Origin of the sequence: uncultured Sphingomonas sp. (assembly GCF_964237155.1) — a bacterium.
In the GTDB taxonomy this organism is placed as follows: Bacteria; Pseudomonadota; Alphaproteobacteria; order Sphingomonadales; family Sphingomonadaceae; genus Sphingomonas.
Genome location: NZ_CAXSHH010000006.1, coordinates 33,846 through 59,336, shown reverse-complemented (window position 1 = coordinate 59,336; position 25,491 = coordinate 33,846). Strand labels below are relative to the sequence as shown.

Genomic DNA, 25,491 nt, shown 5'->3' with positions numbered 1-25,491 from the left:
GATCGCCGGTGGCGGCGATAGCATGTCAGAACTTGAACGCGACGCCGGCCAGGAACCGTCGGCCATAATCCTGCGAGTCGATGATGAGGCCCGTCGCCGAGTCCTCGGTGACGAACGGCGCGCTGGTCAGGTTCTGGCCCTGCGCCAGGATCCCCAGACCTTTCAACGGACCCTTCTGGAATTCATAGCCGATCTGCGCATCGACGATCGTCTCGCCGCGCGCCAGCCGGTTGCGTGCTCCCGGCCCGAGGCTGATCACCTCCGCCAGGAAGCCGGAGCGGTAACGGATGCTACCGCGCGCGGAAAAGCCCGCCTTTTCGAAGAACGCCGTGCCGCTGGCGACGTGTTTGGACAAGCCGGGCAGCGGCTGTCGTGGATTCTCGGGGTTCGCCTGGATATTGCTCTTGGTGTAGGAATAACTGCCGACCAGCCCGAACCCGTCGAGCGCCGAGGTGATGTCCGCCAGAGGCAGCGTTCCCGAAACCTCGCCGCCATATAGTATGCCACCGCTGCCGTTGACCGGTTGCCTGATGGTGCCGATGAAGGTGCCGGGTTGGGTCAGGCCGTCGGGCAGGCCGTTGGTCGGCGTTCCCGTGAAGTCGGCCAGCGCGAGGCGCTCGTAAATATAGGTTTCAAGGTATTTGTAGAACCCCGCCAGCGCGAAATAGCCGGTCCGGCTGACATAATGCTCGGCCGAGATGTCGACCCCGGTCGCGATCCACGGTTTCAATCGAGAATTGCCGCCACCGGCACCGAAGAAGGCGTTGAACGGATCGGTCGAGGTCGCCCGCGCCGGGTTGGTGCCGTAGCTGAACGACGACTTGAGCTGGTCCATCCGCGCCCGCGCCAGCGTCCGGGCTATGCCGACGCGCAGCACATTGCTCTGGTCGAAACGCAGGCTCATGTTCAAGCTGGGGAGGGCGTCGACGTACTTGCGCCCGTCGTTGATCCGGGAGCCGTTATTCACGCCCGTCAGGTTGCGGAAACCGTCCGAACTCTGGTCGGTATAGACCACCTGCACGCCCAGGTTGCCCGTGAGCGACCCGCCATCCCCAACGTCCGAGTTGAAGTTGTAGCGCAGCCAGCCGGTTGCGACATTCTCGCGCAACCTCCAGGTGTTGAGCTGCGTGCTCGCGTTCGCGTTCTCCAGTAGCGACAGCAGGCCGTCGCGAACCAGCGCCTGCGTGTCGAAGCTGACCATGCCGGGGATGCCCAGGAACGACAGGTCGGTCGTCCCCAGCCGGTATTGCTCTGGCACCAACAGGCTGGTCGAACTGGTCGGGTCGGTCTGGTTCGCCGTCACGCCGAGGTAGAATTCGGTCGGAACGTAGCGTTTGGTGCGCGACGTGAAGTTGCCGCCCAGTTCGATATAGTTGTTGTCGGCGACCTCGTACGACATGCTGCCGCGTAGCGCGTACAGCTCGTCCTTCACGTCGGGCGAGCTGTAATAGCCGTCCTGCCCACCAGGTACGAGACCGGGCCGCGGACCGGAGGCCCAGCCTTGCGGGCTGGTCAACTTGATGAGGTTGGGGTCGGCATAGTCCAGCGACGAACTGAACGTGGTGATGCCATTGCCCTCGGTCTGAAACCCGAGCGTGTCGTACGGTCCATTGCCCGCACCGCGCGAAGTGCCGGCATAGGTTTCGATATAGATGTCGTTGCGCGTCACCCGCGAATAGCTGGCGTCGCCGACCAGGGTCACCGGCCCGGTCCGATATTTCGTATTGAACCCGGCCGAGAAGATCTTGGCGTTGCGCTCCACATAGTCGCTGCGGACCACCGCCTTGACGGTATTCCAAGTGCCCGCGGTGATCGAATCGCCATCGATCGCATAGCCCGGCTGCAGCGTCGCGTTGCCCCAGAATAGCGGAAGCTCGATGCCGCGCAGCGCCTGCTCTTCCTTGAAATCGGTGTAGAACAAGTCGAGCGTGGTGGTCAGCTCGGGCGTCGGCTCCCACTCGACCGTGCCGACGACGCCGGTGCGGGTCAGCTTGTTCGACTGAACGAACGGCTTGGCTCCGCCCAGAACAAATTTCCCCTGAGCCGAGGCGAACTCGGGGCGCACCTGATACTGGTCGTCGCTTGTATCGGCGGGAGTGTCTTGCCCGGCGGTCTGCGTGCCATACAAAGCATTGTTGCCGTCGAATGTCGGATAGCCCCAGGCGTTGTACCGCTCGAACTGGCTGGGCGACGAATTATGCGCGACGCCGATCGTGATACCGAGCGTGTTATTCGCGAACTGGTCGATATAGGTGCCGCTGACCCGGTAGCCCTTGTCGGTCGTACCCGCGTTCAGTTTGCCCTTGGTCACGATCTCGCCGCGCGCGTTGGCCGCGAATACGCGCTTGCCATATTGCAGCGGGCGGATCGTGCGCAGATCGATCGTGCCCGAGAGGCCCTGCCCGATCAGCCCGGCGCTGGGCGTCTTGTAGACGACCACCTGCCCCAGCAGTTCGGAAGGGTACTGGTCGAACTCCACCGCACGGTTGTCGTTGGTCGTGACCTGCTCGCGACCGTTGAGCAACGTCGTCGAGAAATCGGGCGCGAAGCCGCGCACGCTGATCGATTGATCGCGGCCATCGACGCGCTGCGCCGTGACGCCCGGCAGGCGCGCGATCGACTCGGCGATCGAGTTGTCGGGCAGCTTGCCGATATCCTCGGCCGAAATGCTCTCCAGGATCTGATCCGAATTGCGTTTCTGCGCGATCGAGTTGGCGATGGCGGCGCGGAAACCGGTGACGACGATGTCCTCGCCCGCCTCGTCCTGCCCGACCACCGCCTGGGCGGCGACCTGATCCTGGGGCTGGGTGTCGCCCGCCTCGGATGTCGGCACTTCGGTGCTGCCTCCGGGCGTCTGGGTGGCGGCGGGATCGGATGAACTGGGGGTGTTGGTCGTTGGGCCCGTGCCCTGTTGATCGACGACCTGCGCCTCGGCCCGGGCCGGTGACAGCATGACGATCAGCGCGGCGCCAAGCGCCCCCAGGCTGACCGAACCCAGCCGCGCGCACCGGTCGGTACAACGGTGAGCCTCTGAAAACTTTACATCGACGATTTCGTGATCGGCCATTCCACCCTCCCCCTGCATGCCACGCCTTATCCCAAACGGGTGGAGCGGCTATGATGATCGCGCAGCATAGTCTCGCTTCGGAGGGAATTGCAACATCTCCGCAACTCGGAGTCGATGCAAAGTTTTGCAAAGTACGTTATCCGGCGGTGAGGTGTGCTACCCATTCCTCGTGTCGCGGCATCAGATCGGCGGTCTCGCCGATCAGCGCCGCGATACGGGAAAGTCGGCCAGCCGCGTCGACGACGGGCCGCTGATCGACCAGGGGATCGTACCGGCCGGGCAATCCGTCCTGCCCGATCAGCACCGCCAGCCAGCTCGCATTGAGGAAGAGTTCCGGCCCCGGCGACACCAGCCGTCCGCCGGCACGGAACTGCGCGACGCGATAGGCCAGGTCGTCGGGCAAGGTCATCGCGCGGCAATGGCTCCACATCGCGCCGTCCCGGGCGGTTGCGTGATAGTGAAGGATCAGGAAATCGCGGATCCGCTCATATTCCTCGCCGGTCAGCCGGTCGTATTCACGCGCTCCCAGCGGGTCGCAGTCGCGATCGGGAAACAACGCCAGGAAGCGTTGGATACCGCTTTGGACGAGATGCAGGCTGGTCGATTCCAGCGGCTCCATGAACCCGGCAGCAAGCCCGAGCGCCAGGCAGTTGCCGCGCCAGAACGAATGCCGCCGTCCGGTGGTGAAGCGCAACACGCGTGGCGCACCGATCGGCGCACCTTCCAGCGACCCGAGCAGCGTCCGCGTCGCTTCATCCTCGCTCATATGAGCACTGGCGAAGACATGCCCGTTGCCGATGCGATGCTGAAGCGGGATGCGCCATTGCCATCCCGCATCCCGCGCGGTCGATCGCGTGAAAGGCTGGCGCTCGCTGCCGCCCTCGCACGCGATCGCGACCGCCCGGTCGCACGGTAACCAGCCGCTCCAGTCATGGTAACCGGTTCCCAGCGTCCGCCCGAGCAGCACGCTCGCGAAACCGGTGCAGTCAATGAAGAAGTCGCCGGCGACTTCCTGCCCATCGGCCAGCCCGATCGCGGTGACGAAGCCGGTCGCGGCGTCACGCCGGACATCGACGACCCGCCCCTCGATCCGCGTGGCCCCATTGCCCTCGGCGTGCCGACGCAGGAACTGCGCGAACAGCCCGGCGTCGAAATGATAGGCATAGTCGAAGGTCGACTGGACCGTTTGGGGATCCTTGCTCGGCTGGGCGAAGCGTCCGCGCCGCGCCATGCCCCATGCCATGGAGTGATCGTCCAGCGGCGCAGCCCGCCCCGCCAGCGCCTCGCGCAGCCAGTATTGATGCAGGGGCACGCTGTCGAAGCCGATGCCGTAGGTTCCAAACGGGTGGAAATAGCGTCTTCCCGGGCGCGACCAGCCGACGAACTCGATGCCCAGCTTGAAGGTGGCGCGGGTCGCCCGCACGAAGCTTGCCTCGTCGATGCCCAGCCGCTGCAGATAGGTCTTGATCGGCGGGATGGTCGCCTCGCCCACGCCGACGGTGCCGATCTCGTCCGACTCGACCACCGTGACTTCGCACCCGCCGCGAACGGTGTGCGCGATCGACGCCGCCGCCATCCAGCCCGCGGATCCCCCGCCCACGATCACGATCCGCCGCAGCGCGCGGTCGCCCGCTTCCGGCCTGATCATGGCTGCAACGGTCCGATGAGGAAGGCCTTCAGGCGTTGGCGTACATCGGCGGTGAGATCGCCGAACACTCCCCGCGCGTCGGGCGGCAGATGCGCCATCGGATCACCGTTCCGCTGAAAGATATAATGATCGAAGAAGGTCCGCCACGCCGCCCGCTCGTTCTCGGGCAGGTCGCGCAAGGTCAGCAAAGCATGAAACAGCGTGAATAGCGGGGTGATCATCCAGTCGGGGCCGTCACGCCACCAGAAGTTGATCATCGCGCCCACCGGATCGAGCGACTCGACATGATGCCACCACAAGCTGGGCAGATAGAGAGCGTCGCCCGGTGAGAGTTCGGCCAGTTCGGCCGTCGCCAACGCATCGCGAAACCGGGGAAAGCGATCGAAGTCGGGGGCGGCGACATCGACCAGGCTGGTCGGCTGCCCCGCCAACGTATGATCCAATGGCCCGATATAAAGATTTTGCACCTGATCGGTCGGAAACAGCGTGAACCGTCGCCGTCCCGCAACGACGCAGGCCAGGTTCTGCGGCACGTCCCAATGCGCCGCGGTGTGCGCTTGCCCACCCAGCCACAGCGACACGAGCATGTCGCGCGCTTGATCGAGCAGCGGCATCGGTAGGTCGTCACGCAACCCAGGCAGCGTCGATGTGATCGGGATGCCGCCGGCATAGGCGGTGAACGCGGCGGCGTCACCGCGGTGCTCGATGAGATAGTCGAGCAGGTCGGCGATCGGCACGACGCGGCGTTCGTGGTTGAACCCGCGCATGTCCTGCGCGTACCCGAACCTGCCGCGCAGCGCAGGCTCGATGAACCACGTATTGACCGGCTGCGTCGCTGGACGTGCGACAAGATAGCCGGCGAGCGCCTCATCCGAGCGACTCGCCGCCGCTACGATCGGCCAGGATGCGACCAGCCCGCGCAGCATCACAGGTCGCCCCGCCGGCACGATCTCCTGCTCGAACCGCGCGCGCGTGACGCCGGTAAGGACGGGAACGTGGGGGATCGTCGTCTCGGTCGCTGCTAACCCTGCCATGCCGCACGATGACCGCATCCGGCGCTTCATGGCAATCGCCTCGTCCGCAAATCTTTCAGCGATCATAGCGGCTGTCGGGCGATCACATGACCCCATCGGATTGACGCCCTGGCCACTCACCTGCAAATAGTTGCAACGGGATCGATGCTGGTCCGGCCGAAACGGAACCGGCGTCGTGAGGGGGTGTGCATGGAACAGGTGTTGGGTGATCGCGCTGCCATGGCGACATGGTCCCCGACACCGGTCGACAGGACGCGTGATCCGACGGCGGCCGATTGGTGGCGTGGTGCCATCCTCTACCAGATCTACCCGCGAAGCTTTGCCGACAGCGACGGCGACGGGATCGGCGACCTTCCGGGGGCCACCGCGAGACTGGATCATGTCGCCTCGCTGGGCGTGGACGGGATCTGGCTTTCACCCTTCTTCGCCTCACCGATGCGCGACTTCGGCTATGACATCGCCGATTATCGCGCGGTCGACCCGGTGTTCGGCACGCTCGCGGATTTCGACGCGCTGATCGCTCGTGCGCATGCGCTGGGGCTCAGGGTCATCATCGATCAGGTCTATTCGCACACCTCGGACGATCACGCCTGGTTCCGCGAGAGCCGCGCGAGCCGCGACAATGCGCGCGCCGACTGGTATGTCTGGGCCGATGCGAAGCCCGACGGTTCGCCGCCGTCGAATTGGCAGTCGGTGTTCGGGGGCCCGTCCTGGACGTGGGATGCGCGGCGTGAGCAATATTACCTGCACAACTTCCTTGCCGCGCAACCCGATCTCAACGTGCGCAATCCGGCGGTGCAGGACGCGCTCATCGACACGGCGCGATTCTGGCTGGATCGCGGGGTCGACGGGTTCCGCTTGGATGCGATCAACTTCGCGATCCACGACCCTGCGCTGACCGATAACCCGCCCGTCGCGAAACCAGCTCGCCGAACCCGGCCGTTCGATTTCCAGCACCACCTGCACAACCAGTCGCAACCCGAGATCGGCGACTTCCTTGCCCGGTTGCGCGGCATGCTCGATGCGCGCGGCTGCTACTTCACCGTCGCCGAAGTCGGCGGCGAGCAGGCCGATCGTGAGATGCTGGACTATACGGCCGGGGCGGATCGGCTGCACAGCGCCTATGGCTTCACCTTCCTTTACGCGGACGCGCTGGATCCGACATTGGTCGCCTCCGCGCAGGCGGGGTGGCCTTCCGATCCCGGCGTTGGTTGGCCCAGTTGGGCGTTCTCCAATCATGATGCCCCGCGGGTGGCATCACGCTGGGCGGGGGATCACGACACGCAAGTCGTTGCGCGGTTCGCCATGACGCTGCTGATGTGTTTGCGCGGCAATGCGTTCATCTACCAGGGCGAAGAACTGGGGCTGCCCCAAGGCTGCGTGCCGTTCGAACGGCTGCAGGACCCCGAAGCCATCGCCAATTGGCCTCAAACCCATGGCCGCGACGGCGCACGCACGCCGATGCCGTGGCAGGCCGTGGCCCACCAAGCCGGATTCTCGACGGCCGAGCCATGGCTGCCCCTCGATCCGGCGCACCGCGCGCTGTCGGTCGACCGGCAACAGGACGATGCGGGTTCGATGCTCGCGCATACTCGCGCGATGGTCGCGCTGCGCCACGACCGTCCCGCGCTGCGGACCGGTGGCGTCGCGCCGCTCGACTACCCGTCGCCGTTATTGGGTTTTCAGCGCGGAACGGATCTCGATGCGGTGCTGTGCGTGTTCAACACCGGGCGGCACGCGGTGGATTGGCCGCTTCCGGACGGCTGGCGCGTGCTGACCGTCGTGAACGGCGCGACCGCCCGGATGCTGCCGCCGTTCGGCGCGTTGCTGGCCATCCGAAGCTGACGTCACCCGCCGCAGCTCTCCCGCACGATCAGGTCGGTGGCTATCCGTTCCGATCGGATCTCGTCGGTGGCGCTCGCCGCGAGCAGCTTGGTCACCAGCAAGCGGCCCGCACGCGAAGTGTTCTGTGAAATGGTGGTGAGCGCCGGCGTGCTGTAGCGAGCGAACGGGACATTGTCGTATCCCACCACCGACACGTCCTGAGGCACGCGCACGCCAGCCCGGGTCAGCGCGCGGATCGCGCCCAGCGCGACCAGGTCTGAAACGGCCACGATGCCGTCGAACGCTCCCTCGCGCCTGCCGTCACGGGCCAGCAGCGCGTCCGCCGCGGCTGCGGCTGATTCCACTTCGAAGTGCGACGGCACCACCAACGCTGGATCGACCGTCATCGTCGCCTGACGCAGCGCGTCGTAATAGCCCTGCAGACGCTGCCCGGCTTCAGGTGCCTCGGTGTCGCCGAGGAACACGATGCGGCGACGCCCCAGCCGGGCCAGGTGGGCGGTCGCCCGTCTGCCGCCCTCGACATTGTCGCTGCCGACCGAACAATAGGTCTGATCGGGCAGTTGCGCGCCCCACACGACGAACGCCGATTCCGTTTCCGCCAACTGGTTGAACTCGCGATGCAGCGTGCTCTGCCCGAGGAAGATCACGCCCGCCGCGCGACTGGTCGTCATCAGCGTCGCCAGATCCTCATAGGTCGATGGCGACACGTGGCTGACGATGACGTCGCATCCGCGCTCGCGCGCAGCCTCACCGACGCCGGCGAAAAGTTCGAGGAAGAAGGGGTCGTCGAGCTGCCCCTCGCGGCTCTGCGGTTTGGGCACGACGATCGCGATCGTCGCGCGCGCGCCGATCGGGCCGGCCGGCATATAGCGGCGGAACGGATAGTTGTTCTCGCGCGCCAGCTTCCAGATACGCTGCTTGGTCGCCAGGTTGATCGCTGGGCTATCGTTCAACGCGCGGCTGACCGTTGCGATCGACACCCCGGCCAGCGTCGCCAGATCTTCCAACCGAGTGATCTTGCGCGCCATGTGGCGGGTGCTAGCGCGTCGCCGCGCGGCGGTCCACGATGCCGCCGAACCATGCATACAGCGCCGCCGTGACCAGGCAGGCGGCCCCGATCAGGAACGCCACGATCGGGGCGTCAGGATACAACGTCCTGGCTAGCGGCCCCATCACCGCCGCCACGATCAGCTGTGGCAGGACGATGAAGATGTTGAACAGCCCCATATATACGCCAAGCTTGGCTTGCGGCAGGCTGCTCGATAGGATCGCGTAGGGCAGCGTCAGGATCGAGGCCCACGCCATGCCGATGCCGATCATCGACAGCATCAGCCACGTCGGATCGCCGATCACCGCTATCGACGCAAGGCCAGCCGCGCCGGCGAGAAGGTTGGCCGCGTGCAGCCGAGCCGCGCCCCACCGCGCCGCCAAGGGTGCCAGCATGAATGCATAGAGCGCCGCCACGCCGTTATAAACCGCGAACAGCACCCCGACCCAATCGGCACCATTGTTATAGGCCGCGCTGGCCGGATCGGTGGCGCCGAACTGATAGCGGGTGATGATCGGCGTGGCGTAGATCCACAGGATGAACAACGCGAACCAGGACAGGAACTGGATGACCGCGAGCTTGCGCATCGTCACCGGCATGCTCCGCAGGTCCGACAGGATGTGGTTGAGCGCGCCGTCCAGCCGGCCGCGAGCGACCGCCGCGGCGTTGATCACCTGCGCCGCGCCAAAGGCGGCCAGGCCAAACCCCAGGACGTACAGCGGATTGTCGAGCGCAAACGCCCAGACCAGCATGCTGATCACCGATCCTGCCGCCAGCCAGATCGCGCCGGTTAGTGCCGATGGTGCCGCTCCGGCCACCGGCGGCATATTCGCCACGGTTTCGCCGAACCGCGCCAATTCGGCCGGAGAATATTCCCGGGTCGTGAAAACGGTCCACGCCACCGCGGCGAACAGCACCGCCGCCCCGCCGTAGAAGGCATAGGCCACGGAAGGCGGCACCACGCCCGGCGCGTCGGTGTTGGCGACCCCCGCCGCGGTCAACATCGCCGGCGCAAGCGACGCGACCACCGCGCCCGCGCCGATGAACACGGTCTGAAACGCGTAGCCCGCGGTCCGCTGCGTCTCGTCGAGCATGTCGCCGACGAAGGCGCGGAACGGCTCCATCGACACGTTGATCGACGCGTCCAGCAGCCACAACAGACCCGCCGCCATCCACAGTGCCGACGCGCCGGGGAACAGGATCAACGCCAGCGAGCACAGGATCGCGCCGACGAGGAAAAAAGGGCGTCTGCGCCCCATCCGGCCCCAGGTCCGATCGCTCAGATAGCCGATGATCGGCTGCACGATCAGACCGGTGACCGGCCCCGCGATCCACAAGATCGGCAGGTCATCGATCGACGCCCCCAACGTCTGGAAGATCCGGCTGACGTTCGCGTTCTGCAACGCGAAGCCGATCTGGATGCCGAAGAACCCGAACGAGATGTTCCACAACTGCCAGAACCGCATCGCCGGTCGGCGGGTCGACGATGAGGCCTCCAGCGGGGCGGCCGTCACCGCCGCGGGGCCGGGCCGTCCGCGACAAAGCGGATCGCCTGCCCACCACCAGGTGCCAGCGCGATCGTCATCGTCTCACCGCGCCGGACGCTGCGCTTCTCGATCGCGATCGAATGCCGCGCGGCGGTGCGATAATCGGCCCCCGGTCCGTCGCGGTAGATCTCCGCGATGTAGGTCCGACCGGCGTCGAAGAAGTCGAGCGGCACGGTCATCGTGCGCGCCTGTTCGTCGCCGACGCTGCCCAGATACCAATTGTCCGATGCGCGATCCTTGCGGACGATGGTGACGTAATCGCCGACCTCGCCGTTCACGACGCGTGTATCCGACCAGTCGACCGGCACGTCGCGGATGAACTGAAACGCGGCCGGATAGCGTGCGTAATTCTCCGGCGTGTCCGCCGCCATCTGCACCGGCGAATAGAGCACGACATACAGCGCCAGTTGCTTGGCGATCGTCGACAGGATGTCGCTGTCATCCGATCCCTTCAGGCTCAGCATGCCGGGGGTGAAGTCCATGGGCCCTTCCAGCATTCGCGTGAACACCAGATTCGCCTCGTGCTCGGGCGGGTTCTTGCTCGGCCACGCATTATATTCCATGCCCCGCGATCCCTCGCGCGCCACCCAGTTGGGATAGGTGCGCCGTAGGCCCGTGTCCTTGATCGGCTCGTGCGTGTCGATCGCCACCTTGTACTTCGCCGCCGCCTCCAGCACGCGGAGGTGGTGGTTCGACATCCACTGGCTCTCGTGCCACTCGCGAGACACGGTTCCGTCGGGGTTGATCCGCTCGAGCTGCCCGGCATCGGCGACATAGCCGGTCTTGACCACGCGTTCGCCGTGATCGGCGGCGAATTTGAACGCCGCGTCGAACTGGCGCTCATAATGACTGACCGCGCCGCCCGTTTCGTGATGCCCGATCAGGCTGACGCCTTTTCCCCGTGCATAGTCGGCGAGCGCGTCGGCGTCGAAATCCTCGGTCGGCCGGGCGAAGTTCATGTTGTTGCCGTTGCCGAACCACTCGCCGTCCCAGCCGACGTTCCACCCCTCGACCAGTACGCCTGGAATGCCGTTCGCGGCCGCGAAGTCGATGTAGCGGCGGACATTGGCGTTGGTCGCGCCGTGCTTGGGTCCGCGCGCCCAGGTCCAATCGCCCTTGATCATGTTCCACCACACGCCGACGAACTTGCCCGGCTTGACCCAACTGACGTCGCCCAGCTTGTTGGGTTCGTTCAGGTCGAGCATCAGGTGGCTCATATACAGCCCGGGCGCGTCGTCGGCGATGATCAGCGTGCGCCAGGGCGTGTGGAACGGGGCGGTTCGCGTCACCTTGGGTCGCCCCGCGCCCGGGGTCAGCATGGCGCGCAGCGTGTTGCCCTCTCCTCGCGTCACCGCCATGCTCGAATAATCGACGAGCGCCGCCTCATGCAGGGCGACATGCGTCCCGCCGGCCAGCTTGACCGTGATCGGGGTCGCCGCGGTGCCGACCGCGTTCAGCGGCGTGCGCTGATAGACATATTCCTCACGGTTCCACAGGAACGCCGGTTTCCACCACGCGGTCGCATCCTCGGCGAAGGCGAACTCGGTCAATTCCTCGGCGATGTTGGCGATCTTGAGCGCCGACTGGTCGGGGAATTCGTAGCGAAAGCCGACGCCATCGTCCTGGATACGAAACACCACATCCAGCATCCGCCGCAAGCCGGCCGTCTCGCGAAGCCGGACGCGCATCTCGTTCTGGTGGGTATCGATCGTGCGCCATTCGCCCCAGGGCTGCTCCCACCGGTCACGTTTGACCGCGCGGGTGACGCCGACGAAACTCATCCCCCGTTCGAGCTTGCGCGCGTCGGTGAACAAGAAGCCCAGCCGGCTGTTGGCGATCACCGGCTTGCCGCGCCGCGTCACCGCATAGAGCGGGCGGCCATCGCTATCGATGTCGATCGTGACGACGATCTGGCGATCCGGTGACGTGCCCGTCGCCACGACCTTGGCGAACGCGGGCGACGCCAGCATCGCGCATGCCGCCAATACTCCCAACGAATGAATCCAGCGCATCGATCTCTCCTGTTTGTTTTATCGTTGTCAGTTTATCGTGCCGCGCACACCGCATAGCCGAGCGGTGGCAGGGTGACGGTGACGCTTCCCGGCGCGTTGGCCCGCGCGGCGCATCGCCCGGCGAGCGTGTCGAACCGGTCGGACGCGATGGCGACCTCGACTTGGCGCGTCACCGATGTCGTCGACGTGTTGAAGGCTAGCAGCACCTCACGGCCGGTCATCGGATCGAAGCGCGAGACCGCGAGCAGCCCGGGCTTGTCGCCATGCGCCCGCAAGGTCTGGCGTCCGCGGGTAAGCGCCGGAGTGGCCGTCCTCAATCTCGCCAGCGTCGCGATCTGCCGGAACAACGGGTTCTCGCGGCCGAATCGCGCCGTCGCGGTCGTCCCCGCCGTACCGAGCAGGCGATTGTCATTATAAGACGCGACGCGGCTGGCGAACATGTCCTCACGCGCGTCCTGATCGCGGCCATCGCCGGTGAAGCCCTGCTCGTCGCCCGAATAGATGGTCGGTACGCCGCGCAGCGTCAGCATCATCGCATGGCCCAGCATCGTCCGGCGAAGCACTTCGTCGTCACCGGCCGATGGAAGCCCGCGCCGGATGAAAAAGGCGAATCGGCCATCATCGTGATTGCTGATGAAGGTCGGCAGCGTCGCCGCCGTGTCGGAACCGCGCTCATACAAGGAGTCGCCGTCGAACACGGTCTCGAAGGCGCTGGTACCACGTGTCCCGGCTACCGTATCCAACACGGCTTGGCGAAAGGCGAAGTCGAGCACCGCAGGCAACCGGTCGACGCGCGTGTGCTTGGCAAGCGCGCCCGGGTCGAGCGAGTGGAGCGCCACTTCGCCGAAGATGTGGAAATTGGGAATGCCCCGTGCCTTCGCCCGGTCGAGCATCGCCGGAACGAATGTGGCCCAGAACGCCGCGTCCACATGGCGCGCGGTATCGATACGGAAACCGTCGATGCCATATCGCTCGATCCATCCGCCGAATATCTCGATCATTCCTGCAACGACCCGCGGATGCTCGGTCATCAAATCATCGAGGCCGGAGAAGTCGCCCATCGTCGAACTCTCGCCGGCAAAGGTCGAGTCGCCACGATTGTGGTAATAACCGGGATCGTTCAACCATCCCGGCACCTTCACCGTGCGTTCGGTCGGGTCCACGAGGGGCGTGTACGCGTGACGGTCGTCGGTCAGCGCGGCGAAGTTCTCGCCAGTGAAGCCGTGGTTGATCGCGGGGCCGCCCGCGCCGCCTCGACGGCGATACGGGTAATCCGCGCGGCTGCGATACGGACAGTCCTCCGATGCACACTCGCGATATCGGATCACGTCCGCGGTGTGGTTGGCGATAATGTCCATGTACACCTTCATGCCGCGCGCATGCGCCGCATCGACCAGCATCTTGAACTCGGCATCGGTGCCGAAATGGGGATCGACGCGGGTGAAGTCGGTGATCCAATAGCCGTGATAGCCGGCGCTCTCCTGCCCGCGCGGTCCCTGCACCGGCTTGTTCCGGAACACCGGCCCGATCCAGATCGCGGTCGCGCCCAAGGCCTGGATATAGTCCAGCCTTGCCGTCAACCCGGCCAAGTCGCCGCCGTGAAAGAAGCCCTTGTGCGCCGGATCGAACCCGGTCGCCAACCGGTCACCCGTCAGACCGCCGCGATCGTTTGTCGGATCGCCATTGTCGAACCGATCGGGCAGAAGAAAGTAGATCACCTCGTCCTGCGGCAATCGATCGCGGAACGATGAAGCCTGCTGAGCCCGCGCGCCTCCGGCCGCGGCGATCGCCGATATCGACGCAAGAGCAAGTGACAATGTCGTGATCGTGCGCCCCATCCACGGAGCATGCCGCAACATTTGCAGCTTCACAACTACCGACGCGGGCCCTGATTGGCAGCAAGCGTGATTAACCCACCTATCCGAATGCAAGATTTGCATGATGATGGTCGTTGCGGCTTATGGGTCAGGGTGGCTCCCGCAAGCGCACGTTTTCGTGACAGGCCCGTTAGTTCCGCGACGCGCGACGCAGAATGCATGCTGGGCGCAGGACGAGCGGGTGGAGATTGAGGGTATTTGAGGTCGTCCGCTCGCAAAAGACGCGGATAAACAAGTGAAGATCGGAAATCGGGCGCACGGCAGACATTGCCGGGTAGCTTGACTAACAGCCGCTATCGCCTTCTCGCCGCTCGAAGGCGGCCGTTGCGCGTTTCCACCATCACAGGACATAGCACGCGGACAAAAACAGGTGATCACGCCCCCTCTCGACCTGTTGCGGCTCTCTGCCGCGTGCCCGCGGACAGAAACAGGGGGCGAATGAGCGGCACGATTCGCGGCTACGCGCGGGTCTCGACCGAGCCCCAGGACAGCGGCAGCGACGTCCAGCACTACGCGCTCGAGATAGCCGGATGCGACAGCATCGTCGAGGAGCAGGCGAGCGGACGAAAGGCCTGGCCGATGCTGGCGGAGCCTGGTTGACCGGCTGGAGCCGGGCGACGTGCTGACCGTGTACCGGTTCGACCGCATCGGCCGGTCGGTCGCCGACTCCTAAGCGACCGGTGAGCGCATACGCAGGCGGGGCACGTCGCTCTGCGGCTTGGATGCTGGCATGCGCGGCGGGTTCACGGGAAAGTAGCCTCGTATCCGTTCGTCGATAGCGCGAGACATTTCGCTGGTTGGCCGAAGGCGATTGACTTAAAGGAAGGTCCCCAGGAGGCAGGGGCAGCAATCCGGGGGGCACATGAAAAGCGATTTGGCCGTGCGCGGGCGCACGAGGTTCTTGTGCGCGTCCAGCGCAGGGATTTGGGCTATGGTGGCCGCCGCCGCCGAGGCGCGCTGCATCACCACGGGCACGACAGTGGTGTGCGACGCTGCAGCGCCCAATCCGGAGAGGAACGGCGCGACGGGAACGCTGATCAGCGTGCTTCCGGGTGCTATCGTGCAGCTCGACGATCCGTTCGGGGGCGCTAGCCCCCGCACATCGACGATCGAGATCAATCCCCTCGGCAGGCTTACGACCAGCGCGGGCAGTCAGATCTTCAATGTCGCCAACGCGGTTTCCGCGAATGCCGGCGTCACGGTCGATCATGCGGGCGTCATCACGGCTCGGCGTGCCAACGCCCGCGGCGTCCTGCTCGGGCAAAGCGCCAGTCTGACCGTCGCTCAGGGCGGCACGATCGAAACGCTGGCGTCCAGCAGCGCAGCGCGTTCGCTCTCCAGAATTCTAGCGCCGCCATCGCGATCGGCGGGAATGGTGGCACGCTTCTCATCGATGGCGTCGTGCGCTCCCTTGGCGGGAACGCCCCTGCGATCACGACCTCCGTCGGCGGGATCTTCGGCCCCATCACTTCATCGGCGACCATCACGATCAGCACGACCGGCAGCGTGTCGACGGTCGGTAACGGCTCTACGGCCGTCGCCCTCGGCGGAGGCTCCAGCCTAACTATCGGCGGCACCGTGTCGGCGACCGGGGCGGGCAGCAATGCCGTCACGTATCAGGCCGGAGCCGGCGACCTGACGATCGCGGTTCTCGCGGGCGGAACCGTAAGCGCCAGCCAGGCGACGGCGATCGCGGGAACGGGCGCGAATGTGAACCTCCGGGTCGCTGGCATCGTTAGCAGCGGCGCACCCACCGCCATATCACTCGGCTCGGGCGTGGACCGGATCACGGTCGAGGCCGGCGCGCGCATCAGCGGGGTCGTCGATGGCGGAGGCGGGATAGACGCGCTTACGCTGACGGGCAGCGGGACAGGTACGCTGGGGAGCACCGCGAATATCGAGACGCTGGCGGTGGCCAGCGGCAATTGGACCGTGACCGGTACGCAGACCTATGCGGGCGGAACGACGATCGCGAGTGGTGCCACCGCGATCGGCACGGGCGCGGTGCTCAACGGCGCGTTCGCGAACGCCGGTACGCTGCAGTTCGATCAGGCTACCAACAGCGCCTTCGCCGGCACGATCAGCGGCACCGGTCAGGTCGTGAAATCGGGGACGGGAACGCTGACGCTCGGTGCGCAGGGCTATTCCGGGCCAACAAGCGTGGCCGGCGGAACGCTGGCGCTGACCGGCAACCTCGTCGGCGGGACCTAATCCGTCGCTAGCGGGGCGACGCTGACCAGCGCGCTGGCAGCCACGATATCCACCACCGCGACGCCGCTCACGATCATGAACTCGGGGACGATCAGCAGCACTAATGCGACGGGTCGCGCGATCAACATCGCGGGGGCCGCGAACGCCCGAACCATCGCGCTGACGAACAATGTCGGCGCGATGATCAGCAGCGCCGACGACGCGTTCCGGATCAACTTCAATCCGACGGGAGGCGGAGTCCGCGTCGACAATTTCGGAACGATCCAGACCACGGGCAGCGGGCAAGCACTCGACTTCGACGCCGCGGCGTCTGGAGCGGCGTCGATCGTCATCAACAACTATGCCAGCGGCGTGCTCCGCACTGTGGGTCAGGACGCGGTCCGTCCCGGCCGGGGCGCGGTGGTCACGAATGCCGGCCTGATCTTTTCCGACGGTGCCGCGAACAACAACTATGACGGTATCGATTGGCAGGCCCGGTTGGGAACGGTCATCAATCAGGCGAGCGGCACGATCTCAGGGCTTCGTCACGGTATCACGAGCGACGCAGCGGTCGACATCACCAACGCGGGCGCGATTACCGGCCGGAACGGGTCCGGCGTCGGGTCCGACGGCACCGGCACCGTTGTGAACACCGGCACGATCACCGGCCAGTGGGACGGCGTTGCTGATAACGGCGATGGCGACGGCGTGGACATTGATTTCATCGGCTCGGTAACCAACAGCGGCGTAATCCAGGGCCTGAGCGCCAATGGCGTCGACTCAGGCGGTCGCGCGAACAGCGCCGAAGGTGTCGCGATGGGCGGCGGTGTCATCACCAACACGGCCGGAGCCCTGATCTTCGGCGCGGGCAACGCGGTGCTCATCAACCGCGACACCAACCCCGGCGGGGTCGCGGACGGCGCGACCACGATCACCAACGCGGGCACGATACGTGCCACGACCGGGCGAGCGATCCGCTTCGTCGGCGACTTCGCCGACACGATCACGAACTCCGGAACCATCACTGGCGGCGTGGTCGGGGCGATCGACATGGGCGGCGGCAACGACACGCTCGACCTGCAGACAGGATCGGTGATCAGCAGCGAGATCGACGGCGGTGCCGGGATCGACCTGATCAATCTCGGCGGCAATCAAATCGGCAGTTTCGCCGGTGCGGTCAATTTCGAAGCTCTCGCGGTGAACAGCGGTAGTTGGACGCTTACGGCAGCCTCGACCTTCGTCGACGGCATCCCGGTCGCCGCTCCGGCCACGCTGATCGGCACATCCACCTCGCTCACCGGCAGCATAGCCAACTCGGGTACGCTGATCTTCGATCAAGCGGCCGATGGCCGTTTCGCAGGATCGCTGACGGGAACTGGCCAGCTGACGAAGATCGGGGTGGGCGCGTTGACCGCCGGCGATCAGGCGGGCTTCTCCGGACGGACGACGATCGGAGCCGGCGGACTGGTCCTGGCGGGCGCGTTGCCGTCCGGAGTGACCGTGGCGACAGGCGGCACGCTGGCGGGAGCCGGCACGGTCGCCAGCATCACAGCAAACTCAGGCGGTGTTGTCGCGCCCGGCCTCGGGATCGGGACGATCACGACAACCGGCAACTACTCACAAGCAGCCGGATCGACCTATGCCGCAGGACTAACAGCTGCGGGCTCGTCCGATCGCGTCGTGATCGGCGGTACCGCAACCATCGCAGGCGGCGCCCTACTGGCGGTCACGCGCGATGCTGGGGAATATGTGGTAGGGACGCGTTATACGTTATTGACCGCCGCCGGCCGCGTCGGCGACACGTACACGTTAGTCCAGACAGCGGCTGGTGGGACCGAGCTGCGGCTGGCTCAGACCGGCAACGCCGTCTTTGTCGATGTCGCGCGCTCGGCCGGCACGCTGGCCGGGCTCGGGCTCTCGGACAATCAGGTGCAAGTCGCTGGATCCTTGGCGGCGCTTGGGGCGGGCAATGGCGCATACGCCGCGCTGACGCTCAACCCGGACGACGGCGCCGTGCGGTCGGGTCTGGACCAGTTGTCGGGCGAGGCGCATGCGTCGTTGCGCACGACGATGGTGCGCGATGCGCAGGGAGCGCAGGACGCGGCGCGCTCACGCCTGCTATCGCCGCAGAACGACATCGGAGTTTCCCTGTGGGCTCAGGCCGCCGGCCGCAGCGGGACGGACGACGGCGGCCGCAGCGCGAGTTCGGTCGAACGCCGAAGCTGGGGCGGCGTCGGCGGGATCGACTTGGCCATGGGCGAGAACGGACGCATCGGAGTCGCCGGCGGCTATACGAGAACAACTTTTTCCATCGATGCACGCGCGAGTTCGGGATCGGCAAAAAGCAAGCACGCGCTTGTCTACGCGGGCGGCAGCGTCGGACCGCTTAGCATTCGTTCGAGCCTTGGATACGCCTGGGTCGATAACGCCGTACGCCGCGACGTCCTCTTCACCGGCTATGCCGCCCGGCTCTCTTCGGGTTATAACAGCGATGTGGCTCACGGTCAGGTTGAAGTCGGGCTTCCTCACGCCATGCTGGGCGGCATCGTCGAACCGTTTGCCGGCGTGGAGTACTATCGTAGCGAAACCGACGGTTTCGCCGAAACCGGCGGTGATGCCGCGCTTGCCGGACGGACACGGCGTGAGACATTCGTCCTGTCGACGGCTGGCTTTCGTGCCCGAACTCCGATCGTCGACGGACTGAGTGCTCGGTCTCGCCTCGGCTGGCAGCATGTCTTTGACGATGCGTACCCGCGATCCTCGCTCCGGTTCATCAGCGGCACTCGTCCGTTCCTGGTGAACGGCGCGCCCTTGTCGCGCGATGCGGCGGCCGTCGCAGTCGATCTGGCTTGGACGCTGGCGAATCGGCTGACAGTAACTTCGGGCTATTCGGGAGTGATCGGCGACAAGAGCGATGACAGCGTCTTCCGGGTCATGGCATCGCTCGCCTTTTGACGGCGATCGTCAACAGGACTTCTACGCCGCGTCGCGCGCCACCCTGTACCGGGCGCTGCGCGGCGATGACCACCCGCGCGACGCGCACCGCGCCGATCGCGGGCACGCGCGTGTCATGGGTGACGGCGAGATCGAGCGCTGGTACGAGATCGTCGCCGCGGTGAAGAAAAGCACCACGAACAGAAAAGGCCGCTACCTCTGGACCGCTCGCGCGCTCAAGCTGGTCGAGGAGCACGGCGTCCACACGCCGGATGCCCACCGTCAGCTCCCGCCCCGGTTGCTCATCATTTCTACGCGCACTCGATATGTCCACATCGCCCAGTCCGATTGCGATGACAGGTCGGCCGACCGATTTCGCCGACGTGCAACGGCGCACCTTCAACGTCGCCGGTTCGCGCGGATCGGCGAATCGGTGATGTCACTGCCGAATAGCAGATCATAGTCGAGTTCGCGCATGCGCATCAGCGTCGCCGCCTGCGACATCAATAATCCTTGCGACAAGGCCGCGTATTGCTTGTCCTGCGCGGTTTCGAGAAAGCGATCCGACGCGCCAGCGGAGCGGCCGCGATCTGGGCGCGCCTGCTCGCCGGCACGCTCTCGACGCTGGGGACGAGGCCACGCAGCGCCATCATGCGGACTGCGCCGCCACAGGCGCGAAATACCGGCTCGGGCATCTCGATGCCGAAGGCGAAATACTCGCGACCGCCCTTGGGCTGCGTGATCTCCATGAAGGATATGCCGGGCTTCCCGTTTAACATGGTCTGCGCGAGCGTGATCCGGTTGATCCGTCCGTCAAAGCGGGCCCACGCGTCGAGGAACTCGACGTGGCGACGCTATCTAGCCAGCCTAGTTAGCAGGTCTACCACCGGTGCGGCTGAGATTGGGCACGACCCGGTAGATGGACGACATCGCCACGCCGAGGCGGCGCGCGATGGTCGCCGCCCTTCCCGCTTGATGCCGGTCTTCTTCTCCGACCGGATCACCTGGCACCCGGCCGCACGTAGCGCCTCCTGCTGGATCGTCAGGTCCTGCTTGGTCGTCGACACCCGCGCATAGCCGTATAGGGCCACTCTCGTTCCTATCTGTCCCGTATGGTTCCAGAGCAGCGGCTTCTAACGTCCGAGAACCCGGTCAGCGATCCTAATCGGACGCATGTGGCCGTCCAGACCTGCTGTCCCGTTTGGGCATGCGGTATCGGCCTGTAGGTGAAGGCCGCCTTCGATCCCGGGCGGGCGCAAGGGCGACGGGGAGCAGGTGCGATGGTGACCCGCAATTCCGTATTCTCGGAAATCATTCACATGGCCGATGATGCCCTCCCCTCCATCATGCGCGTGGATCCGCCAAGGCGCGCCAAGCGGGCTGAACTTCCGCGTTCCATTTGCGAGATGTCCGTTCCCGACCGCGGGAGGTGCTTCGTTGATCGCACCCATCCCAGTGCAGATCAACGATCGCCGTCGGCGCCGTGCGCGGACCCGACTAGCTGGTGTTCGTTTCTGGATATCCCCCGCGCGGACCGAACGTCGCCGATCAGACGTCCAGGTTGGCCACGTTCAGCGCATTGTCCTGAATGAACTCGCGCCGCGGCTCGACCACCTCGCCCATCAGCTGGGTGAAGATCTCGTTCGCGCCCTCCACGTCCGCCGAGCTCACGCGCAGCATGGTCCGGTTCGCGGGGTCGAGCGTCGTCTCCCACAACTGCTCGGCGTTCATCTCGCCCAGCCCCTTGTAGCGCTGGATCGCCAGCCCCTTGCGCCCCGCCGCCAGGATCGCGTCGATCAGCTGGCTCGGCCGCGACACGCGCGTCTCGCGGCGCGACACGGTGATCGTTTCGGCCTCGCCCTCTTCGCCCGGATCGACCTCGGCCGGCTGCGGCGCGCCCTTCATCGGCACGAGCTTGGCTTGGGCCCCGTACGCCTCCGACTGCTCGGCCGCGAGCGCGTGGAGCTTGCGCGCTTCCGCCGACGCCAGGAACCCGCTTTCCACGATGTGATGGTCGGTCACCCCGCGCCACAGCCGCTCGAAATGCACCCCGCCGTCTTCGGTCAGCCGCGCGGACCAGCGCGCCTCCTCGTCGTTGCTCCCGAGCAGCCGCACGACCTCGACCAACGCCGCCTCGCGCGCCGCCCGGTCGATCTGCGGGTCGAGCGTCCCGCCCAGCGCCAACACTTCGATCATCGACGGGTCGTAGCGCCGGGGCACGTACCGCATCAGCGTCCGCATCCGCCGGGCATGCTCGACCAGCTCGCGCAGGTCGCGCCCCGACCGCGCCCCGCCCGCCGTCTCCATCACCAGCGCGTTCAGCCCGGCGTCGACCAGATAATCGTCGAGCGCCGCATCATCCTTCAGATACACCTCCGACCGCCCGCGCGTCGCCTTGTAGAGCGGCGGCTGCGCGATATAGAGATACCCGCCCTCGATGATCCGCGGCATGTGCCGGTAGAACAACGTCAGCAGTAGCGTGCGGATATGCGCGCCGTCGACGTCGGCGTCCGTCATGATGACGACCTTGTGGTAGCGCAGCTTGTCCGCGTTGAAGTCGTCGCGGATGCCCGTCCCCATCGCGGTGATCAGCGTGCCGATCTCCTTGGACGACAGCATCCGGTCCTCGCGCGCTCGCTCGGTGTTCAGGATCTTGCCCCGGAGCGGCAGGATCGCCTGGAAATGCCGGTCGCGCCCCTGCTTCGCCGAACCGCCCGCCGAGTCGCCCTCGACCAGGAACAGCTCGGACTTGGACGGGTCGCGCTCCTGGCAATCGGCCAGCTTGCCCGGCAGCGAGGCGATGTCCATCGCCCCCTTGCGCCGCGTCAGCTCGCGCGCGCGCTTGGCGGCCTCGCGCGCGGCGGCGGCGTCGATCACCTTCTGGATGATCGCCTTGGCGGTCGCGGGGTTCTCCTCCAGCCACTCGGCCAGCTTGTCAGCCATGAGGGACTCGAGCGGGGCGCGCACCTCGGACGAGACCAGCTTGTCCTTGGTCTGCGACGAGAATTTCGGATCGGGCAGTTTGACCGATACGATCGCGGTCAGCCCCTCGCGCATGTCGTCGCCCGTCAGCGACACCTTTTCCTTCTTCAGCAACCCCGACTTCTCGGCATAGTTGTTGAGCGTCCGCGTCAGCGCCGCGCGGAAGGCGGCCATATGCGTCCCCCCGTCGCGCTGCGGGATGTTGTTGGTGAAGGCCAGGACCTGCTCGTAATAGCTGTCGTTCCATTCCAGCGCGACGTCGATCCCGACATCGTCGCGCTGCCCGTTGATCGCCACCGGATTGGACATCAGCGGCGTCTTGGCGCGGTCGAGATACTTCACGAACGCGGCGATCCCGCCCTCATAATAGAGCTCGACGGTCCGCGGCTCGTCGTGCCGCGCATCGGTGATGAACAACCGCACGCCGGAGTTCAGGAACGCCAGTTCCCGATATCGGTGCTCCAGCTTGTCGAAATCGAACTCGACGATCTTGAAGGTGGTCGGGCTGGGCAGGAACGTCACCATCGTCCCCTTGCGCGCCGACGCCCCCGTCCGCTCCAGCGGCGCGACCGCGTCGCCGTGGGCGAAGCGCATCCGGTGCTCCTCGCCGTCGCGCCAGATCGTCAGGTCGAGCCATTCGGACAGCGCGTTCACCACCGACACGCCCACGCCGTGCAGCCCGCCCGACACCTTGTAGGCGTTGTCGTCGTTCGTATTGTCGAACTTGCCCCCCGCATGGAGCTGGGTCATGATGACCTCGGCCGCCGACACGCCCTCCTCGGGATGGATGCCCGTCGGGATGCCCCGCCCGTTGTCGGTCACCGACACCGACCCGTCGGGGTTCAGGACGATGTCGATCCGGTCGCAATGCCCCGCCAGCGCCTCGTCGATCGCGTTGTCGGAGACCTCGAACACCATATGGTGCAGCCCCGACCCGTCGTCGGTATCGCCGATATACATGCCCGGGCGCTTACGCACCGCGTCGAGCCCTTTCAGCACCTTGATCGAGGAGGCGCCGTAGTCGCCGGAATTATTGGTGGATTGGAGGGTGTCCGTCATCGGTGACATATAGGATTTTCGGAGGCGGAACGAAAGCACGGCGTCGCGGTCGGACTAAACGCAGCTTAGCCCGACGAACCAGCGCCGCCACGGCCGACGCCCGGCCGGCCCTCGTCCGGCCGTGTCATTCGACGACGCGGCTTTGCCGCGTCGCGGGTGCGGGCGGATATTGAGGGTAGGGGAGCACCGCGACCGACGGTGAAGATGGCGCATCTGCGCCAGTGAGATCGCGAGCTCAGGTCCTTAACCGCCCTGCCAGTCCCGCTCTCGGTCGACGCTGCCGCCGAAGCACGGCTCCCACCGCGCCGAAGCCCAACATCAGCAACGCCCAAGTGCCGGGTTCCGGAACCGCGGTCAGCGATGCTGAATGTGACAAGCCGCCGACACGCTCGCCAGTCACGAGCCCAAGCCCGAAGGACGCACCGCCGCTCCCGATCAGAGCGATCGGCGAGGCCGTGCAAGGACGGGGGTCGGGCGGCGCGCAGCCGATTCCCGCAAGATATCCCGCGCCGGCGAAGTCCGAGAAGACCGTCGATGTCGGGTTGGCGACGCTGAAACCCGGACTGGCGGACGCGAAGTCCCCAATGATGCCCGCGCCGTCCTGCGATGGATTAGCGATGAAACCCACCCCGTAAATACCGGGAAAGAAGACATTACTCCGATCGAAGAGCGCGATGCCGATCCCATAAGCGGGATCTTCGGTCGCCCCGATCACGCGGTAGTTCTGGCCCAAGATGCTGATCGTCGCCGAAGTAGGCGCGTAGGCGACGAAACCGGGAAACGGGAGCGCCGCGACCAGATTGGGACCCGCGGTGTCGAACCGCGCCGTGAAGTCGAAGCGCGTGTCGGCCTCGATCAGATCTATACCTGATGACCCGATCAGCGTCTCGTCGGCGCTCAACCAGCCCGAATATCGAAGCTCGAACATCTGGGCTGCGAGCGGACTCGCGCCGAATAGGCATAGACCGGCGATCCCCTTCGCCAGGTATTTCGAGATACGTGTCACGCTTACCTCCCGAGTTAGGTTCTGCATACGGACACCCTGATCTCAAAAGCGGGGGTAGGTCTCAATCCACGAGTTTGCCTAGCATCGATACAAGAATGTATAGCTGGCCGCCCTGGTCGCGATCGGGAGCGCATATGTTCGACTGGAATGACCTGCGACCGTTTCTGGCGGTCGGGCGGACGGGCACGACGGCGGCCGCGGCCCGGCACCTCCGCGTCAGTCAGCCGACCATCGTACGACGCATCGAGGCGCTCGAGACCGCGTTGAGCGCGCGGCTCTTCGATCATCGACACAATGGATATGAACTTACCGCGCTCGGCCGAAGCCTCTTCGAACGAGCCGAGATCGTCGAGACGGCGGCGATCGATTTCGGCGGATGCTGCGAGGCGGGCCTGCGATCCGCACTCGGGACGCTTCGGGTCACGGTGCCGGAGAACCTCGTTGAGTTGCTTCTGATGCCCGCGATCAAGCATTTCGGCCGTCTTCATCCAAATGTCCAGGTGCAACTGCTCGGAACCGACCGTCCCGTGGATGTCGCACGCGGCGAGGCCGACATAGCTGTCCGCGCCGGGATCAGGCCGTGCGACGAAACATTGGTGGCAAAGCGCGTGGCGCAATCGGCCTGGGCCGTATATTGCTCCCAGGATTATGCGGCGACGCATGGTTTTCCGTCCGATGCATCCGGCCTGATCGATCATGCCCTGCTGTTCGCGGAGCCGCCCTTGTCGACGATTCCGACCTTCGCGTGGCTCGACGCGGTGGCGGGCGGTGCTCGCATCGTATCGCGCGCCTCCAGCCTCTCGCATCTACAGGCTGCGATCGCGGTCGGGCTCGGAATTTCCGTCCTACCGTGCATCGTCGCCGACACCGACCCAAGGTTGGTGCGCTGCTTCGGGCCGATCGACGGCCTCGACGCCGAGATCTGGCTTATCTCGCGCGCTGAGCTCCGCGACAACGCGGTCGCGCGCGCGATGCTGGATTGCATCGGTGAAATCGTGACCGAGCTTATACCCTTGTTCGTGGGGCGACTCGCCCGCGACCACGGGCAAGTCGTGGTCGCGACCGAGCACCCGCGCCATCGCGTCCGGGATCGCGTTGAAGCCGATAGCCTCGTCGGCGATCGAAACCGCTGTCCTACAATCCCCGGCCCATGCCAGGGTGACCGCGACTCGGGGTCGTCACGCCCCACGCTCTTTGACATCCGTCCATAAACCGAAACGATCTCGACCGATCGTTCGCTTT

Annotated in this window: 18 protein-coding genes; 5 read left to right on the top strand and 13 right to left on the bottom strand. The window is 65.8% G+C overall.

Annotated elements, in window-relative coordinates; all coding sequences use genetic code 11:
- Nucleotides 1–25 precede the first annotated feature (25 nt).
- The 3 genes from ACFE71_RS02800 to ACFE71_RS02790 form a co-directional block, all read right to left on the bottom strand.
- A complete protein-coding gene (locus tag ACFE71_RS02800) occupies nucleotides 26–3,067 on the bottom strand; it encodes a TonB-dependent receptor (protein WP_375427291.1) in 3,042 nt (1,013 codons plus the stop codon).
- A gap of 136 nt (nucleotides 3,068–3,203) precedes the next feature.
- Complete coding sequence (locus ACFE71_RS02795) at nucleotides 3,204–4,715, bottom strand: tryptophan halogenase family protein (RefSeq protein WP_375427290.1); 1,512 nt, start codon at nucleotides 4,713–4,715, stop codon at nucleotides 3,204–3,206.
- Nucleotides 4,712–5,749, bottom strand: a complete 1,038-nt coding sequence (locus ACFE71_RS02790) for a cupin-like domain-containing protein (protein ID WP_375427289.1) — start codon at nucleotides 5,747–5,749, stop codon at nucleotides 4,712–4,714. The genes ACFE71_RS02795 and ACFE71_RS02790 overlap by 4 nt, the downstream gene beginning before the upstream one ends.
- Nucleotides 5,750–5,968: 219 nt before the next feature.
- Between ACFE71_RS02790 and ACFE71_RS02785 the strand changes: the two genes are divergently transcribed.
- On the top strand, nucleotides 5,969–7,594 hold the full coding sequence (locus ACFE71_RS02785; protein ID WP_375427309.1) for an alpha-amylase family glycosyl hydrolase: 1,626 nt from the start codon (nucleotides 5,969–5,971) through the stop codon (nucleotides 7,592–7,594).
- A gap of 2 nt (nucleotides 7,595–7,596) precedes the next feature.
- Here ACFE71_RS02785 and ACFE71_RS02780 read toward each other — a convergent pair whose 3' ends face one another.
- Genes ACFE71_RS02780 through ACFE71_RS02765 form a run of 4 tightly spaced genes read right to left on the bottom strand, consistent with a single transcriptional unit; the run spans nucleotide 7,597 to nucleotide 14,039 of the window.
- Nucleotides 7,597–8,622: a LacI family DNA-binding transcriptional regulator gene (locus ACFE71_RS02780; RefSeq protein WP_375427288.1), complete on the bottom strand. Its 1,026-nt coding sequence runs from the start codon at nucleotides 8,620–8,622 to the stop codon at nucleotides 7,597–7,599.
- A 10-nt stretch (nucleotides 8,623–8,632) separates the two neighbouring features.
- Entirely contained in the window at nucleotides 8,633–10,156 is a 1,524-nt protein-coding gene (locus tag ACFE71_RS02775) for an MFS transporter (protein WP_375427287.1), read from the bottom strand.
- Nucleotides 10,153–12,201, bottom strand: a complete 2,049-nt coding sequence (locus tag ACFE71_RS02770; protein ID WP_375427286.1) for a glycoside hydrolase family 97 protein — start codon at nucleotides 12,199–12,201, stop codon at nucleotides 10,153–10,155. The genes ACFE71_RS02775 and ACFE71_RS02770 overlap by 4 nt, the downstream gene beginning before the upstream one ends.
- 32 nt (nucleotides 12,202–12,233) lie before the next feature.
- Nucleotides 12,234–14,039, bottom strand: a complete 1,806-nt coding sequence (locus ACFE71_RS02765; protein ID WP_375427285.1) for an alpha-amylase family glycosyl hydrolase — start codon at nucleotides 14,037–14,039, stop codon at nucleotides 12,234–12,236.
- Between the two features lie 477 nt (nucleotides 14,040–14,516).
- On the opposite strand from ACFE71_RS02765, the gene ACFE71_RS02760 reads away from it, so the two are divergent.
- Entirely contained in the window at nucleotides 14,517–14,678 is a 162-nt protein-coding gene (locus ACFE71_RS02760) for a recombinase family protein (RefSeq protein WP_375427284.1), read from the top strand.
- 801 nt (nucleotides 14,679–15,479) lie between these two features.
- Nucleotides 15,480–16,289, top strand: a complete 810-nt coding sequence (locus ACFE71_RS02755; RefSeq protein WP_375427283.1) for an autotransporter-associated beta strand repeat-containing protein — start codon at nucleotides 15,480–15,482, stop codon at nucleotides 16,287–16,289.
- On the opposite strand, the gene ACFE71_RS02750 is transcribed toward ACFE71_RS02755, so the two are convergent.
- Nucleotides 16,286–16,504: a hypothetical protein gene (locus tag ACFE71_RS02750; RefSeq protein ID WP_375427282.1), complete on the bottom strand. Its 219-nt coding sequence runs from the start codon at nucleotides 16,502–16,504 to the stop codon at nucleotides 16,286–16,288. The two genes, ACFE71_RS02755 and ACFE71_RS02750, sit on opposite strands and share 4 nt — an antisense overlap.
- Between ACFE71_RS02750 and ACFE71_RS02745 the strand changes: the two genes are divergently transcribed.
- Nucleotides 16,470–19,223: an autotransporter domain-containing protein gene (locus ACFE71_RS02745; protein ID WP_375427281.1), complete on the top strand. Its 2,754-nt coding sequence runs from the start codon at nucleotides 16,470–16,472 to the stop codon at nucleotides 19,221–19,223. The two genes, ACFE71_RS02750 and ACFE71_RS02745, sit on opposite strands and share 35 nt — an antisense overlap.
- On the opposite strand, the gene ACFE71_RS02740 is transcribed toward ACFE71_RS02745, so the two are convergent.
- The 5 genes from ACFE71_RS02740 to ACFE71_RS02720 all read right to left on the bottom strand — a co-directional run bounded on the left by ACFE71_RS02740 (nucleotide 19,201) and on the right by ACFE71_RS02720 (nucleotide 24,249).
- Entirely contained in the window at nucleotides 19,201–19,467 is a 267-nt protein-coding gene (locus tag ACFE71_RS02740) for a hypothetical protein (protein ID WP_375427280.1), read from the bottom strand. The two genes, ACFE71_RS02745 and ACFE71_RS02740, sit on opposite strands and share 23 nt — an antisense overlap.
- Nucleotides 19,468–19,705: 238 nt before the next feature.
- Nucleotides 19,706–19,951 carry a hypothetical protein gene (locus ACFE71_RS02735; RefSeq protein WP_375427279.1) on the bottom strand — a complete coding sequence of 82 codons (246 nt, stop codon included), beginning with the start codon at nucleotides 19,949–19,951 and terminating at the stop codon, nucleotides 19,706–19,708.
- A gap of 105 nt (nucleotides 19,952–20,056) precedes the next feature.
- Nucleotides 20,057–20,269: a hypothetical protein gene (locus ACFE71_RS02730; RefSeq protein WP_375427308.1), complete on the bottom strand. Its 213-nt coding sequence runs from the start codon at nucleotides 20,267–20,269 to the stop codon at nucleotides 20,057–20,059.
- Nucleotides 20,270–20,750: 481 nt separating this feature from the next.
- Entirely contained in the window at nucleotides 20,751–23,243 is a 2,493-nt protein-coding gene (gene gyrB / locus ACFE71_RS02725) for a DNA topoisomerase (ATP-hydrolyzing) subunit B (protein WP_375427278.1), read from the bottom strand.
- 235 nt (nucleotides 23,244–23,478) lie between these two features.
- Entirely contained in the window at nucleotides 23,479–24,249 is a 771-nt protein-coding gene (locus ACFE71_RS02720) for a PEPxxWA-CTERM sorting domain-containing protein (RefSeq protein WP_375427277.1), read from the bottom strand.
- A 134-nt stretch (nucleotides 24,250–24,383) separates the two neighbouring features.
- On the opposite strand from ACFE71_RS02720, the gene ACFE71_RS02715 reads away from it, so the two are divergent.
- On the top strand, nucleotides 24,384–25,460 hold the full coding sequence (locus ACFE71_RS02715) for a LysR family transcriptional regulator (RefSeq protein WP_375427276.1): 1,077 nt from the start codon (nucleotides 24,384–24,386) through the stop codon (nucleotides 25,458–25,460).
- The last annotated feature ends 31 nt before the right edge of the window (nucleotides 25,461–25,491 follow it).

Excerpts from the sequence above, each read along its gene's own strand:
- ACFE71_RS02715 (WP_375427276.1), top strand. The coding sequence starts at position 24,384 with ATGTTCGACTGGAATGACCTGCGACCGTTTCTGGCGGTCGGGCGGACG.
- ACFE71_RS02770 (WP_375427286.1), bottom strand. The coding sequence starts at position 12,201 with ATGCGCTGGATTCATTCGTTGGGAGTATTGGCGGCATGCGCGATGCTG.
- ACFE71_RS02795 (WP_375427290.1), bottom strand. The coding sequence starts at position 4,715 with ATGATCAGGCCGGAAGCGGGCGACCGCGCGCTGCGGCGGATCGTGATC.
- ACFE71_RS02800 (WP_375427291.1), bottom strand. The coding sequence starts at position 3,067 with ATGGCCGATCACGAAATCGTCGATGTAAAGTTTTCAGAGGCTCACCGT.
- ACFE71_RS02760 (WP_375427284.1), top strand. The coding sequence starts at position 14,517 with ATGAGCGGCACGATTCGCGGCTACGCGCGGGTCTCGACCGAGCCCCAG.
- ACFE71_RS02735 (WP_375427279.1), bottom strand. The coding sequence starts at position 19,951 with ATGGAGATCACGCAGCCCAAGGGCGGTCGCGAGTATTTCGCCTTCGGC.
- ACFE71_RS02785 (WP_375427309.1), top strand. The coding sequence starts at position 5,969 with ATGGCGACATGGTCCCCGACACCGGTCGACAGGACGCGTGATCCGACG.
- ACFE71_RS02745 (WP_375427281.1), top strand. The coding sequence starts at position 16,470 with ATGATCAGCAGCGCCGACGACGCGTTCCGGATCAACTTCAATCCGACG.
- ACFE71_RS02790 (WP_375427289.1), bottom strand. The coding sequence starts at position 5,749 with ATGGCAGGGTTAGCAGCGACCGAGACGACGATCCCCCACGTTCCCGTC.
- ACFE71_RS02780 (WP_375427288.1), bottom strand. The coding sequence starts at position 8,622 with ATGGCGCGCAAGATCACTCGGTTGGAAGATCTGGCGACGCTGGCCGGG.
- ACFE71_RS02765 (WP_375427285.1), bottom strand. The coding sequence starts at position 14,039 with ATGGGGCGCACGATCACGACATTGTCACTTGCTCTTGCGTCGATATCG.
- gyrB (WP_375427278.1), bottom strand. The coding sequence starts at position 23,243 with ATGACGGACACCCTCCAATCCACCAATAATTCCGGCGACTACGGCGCC.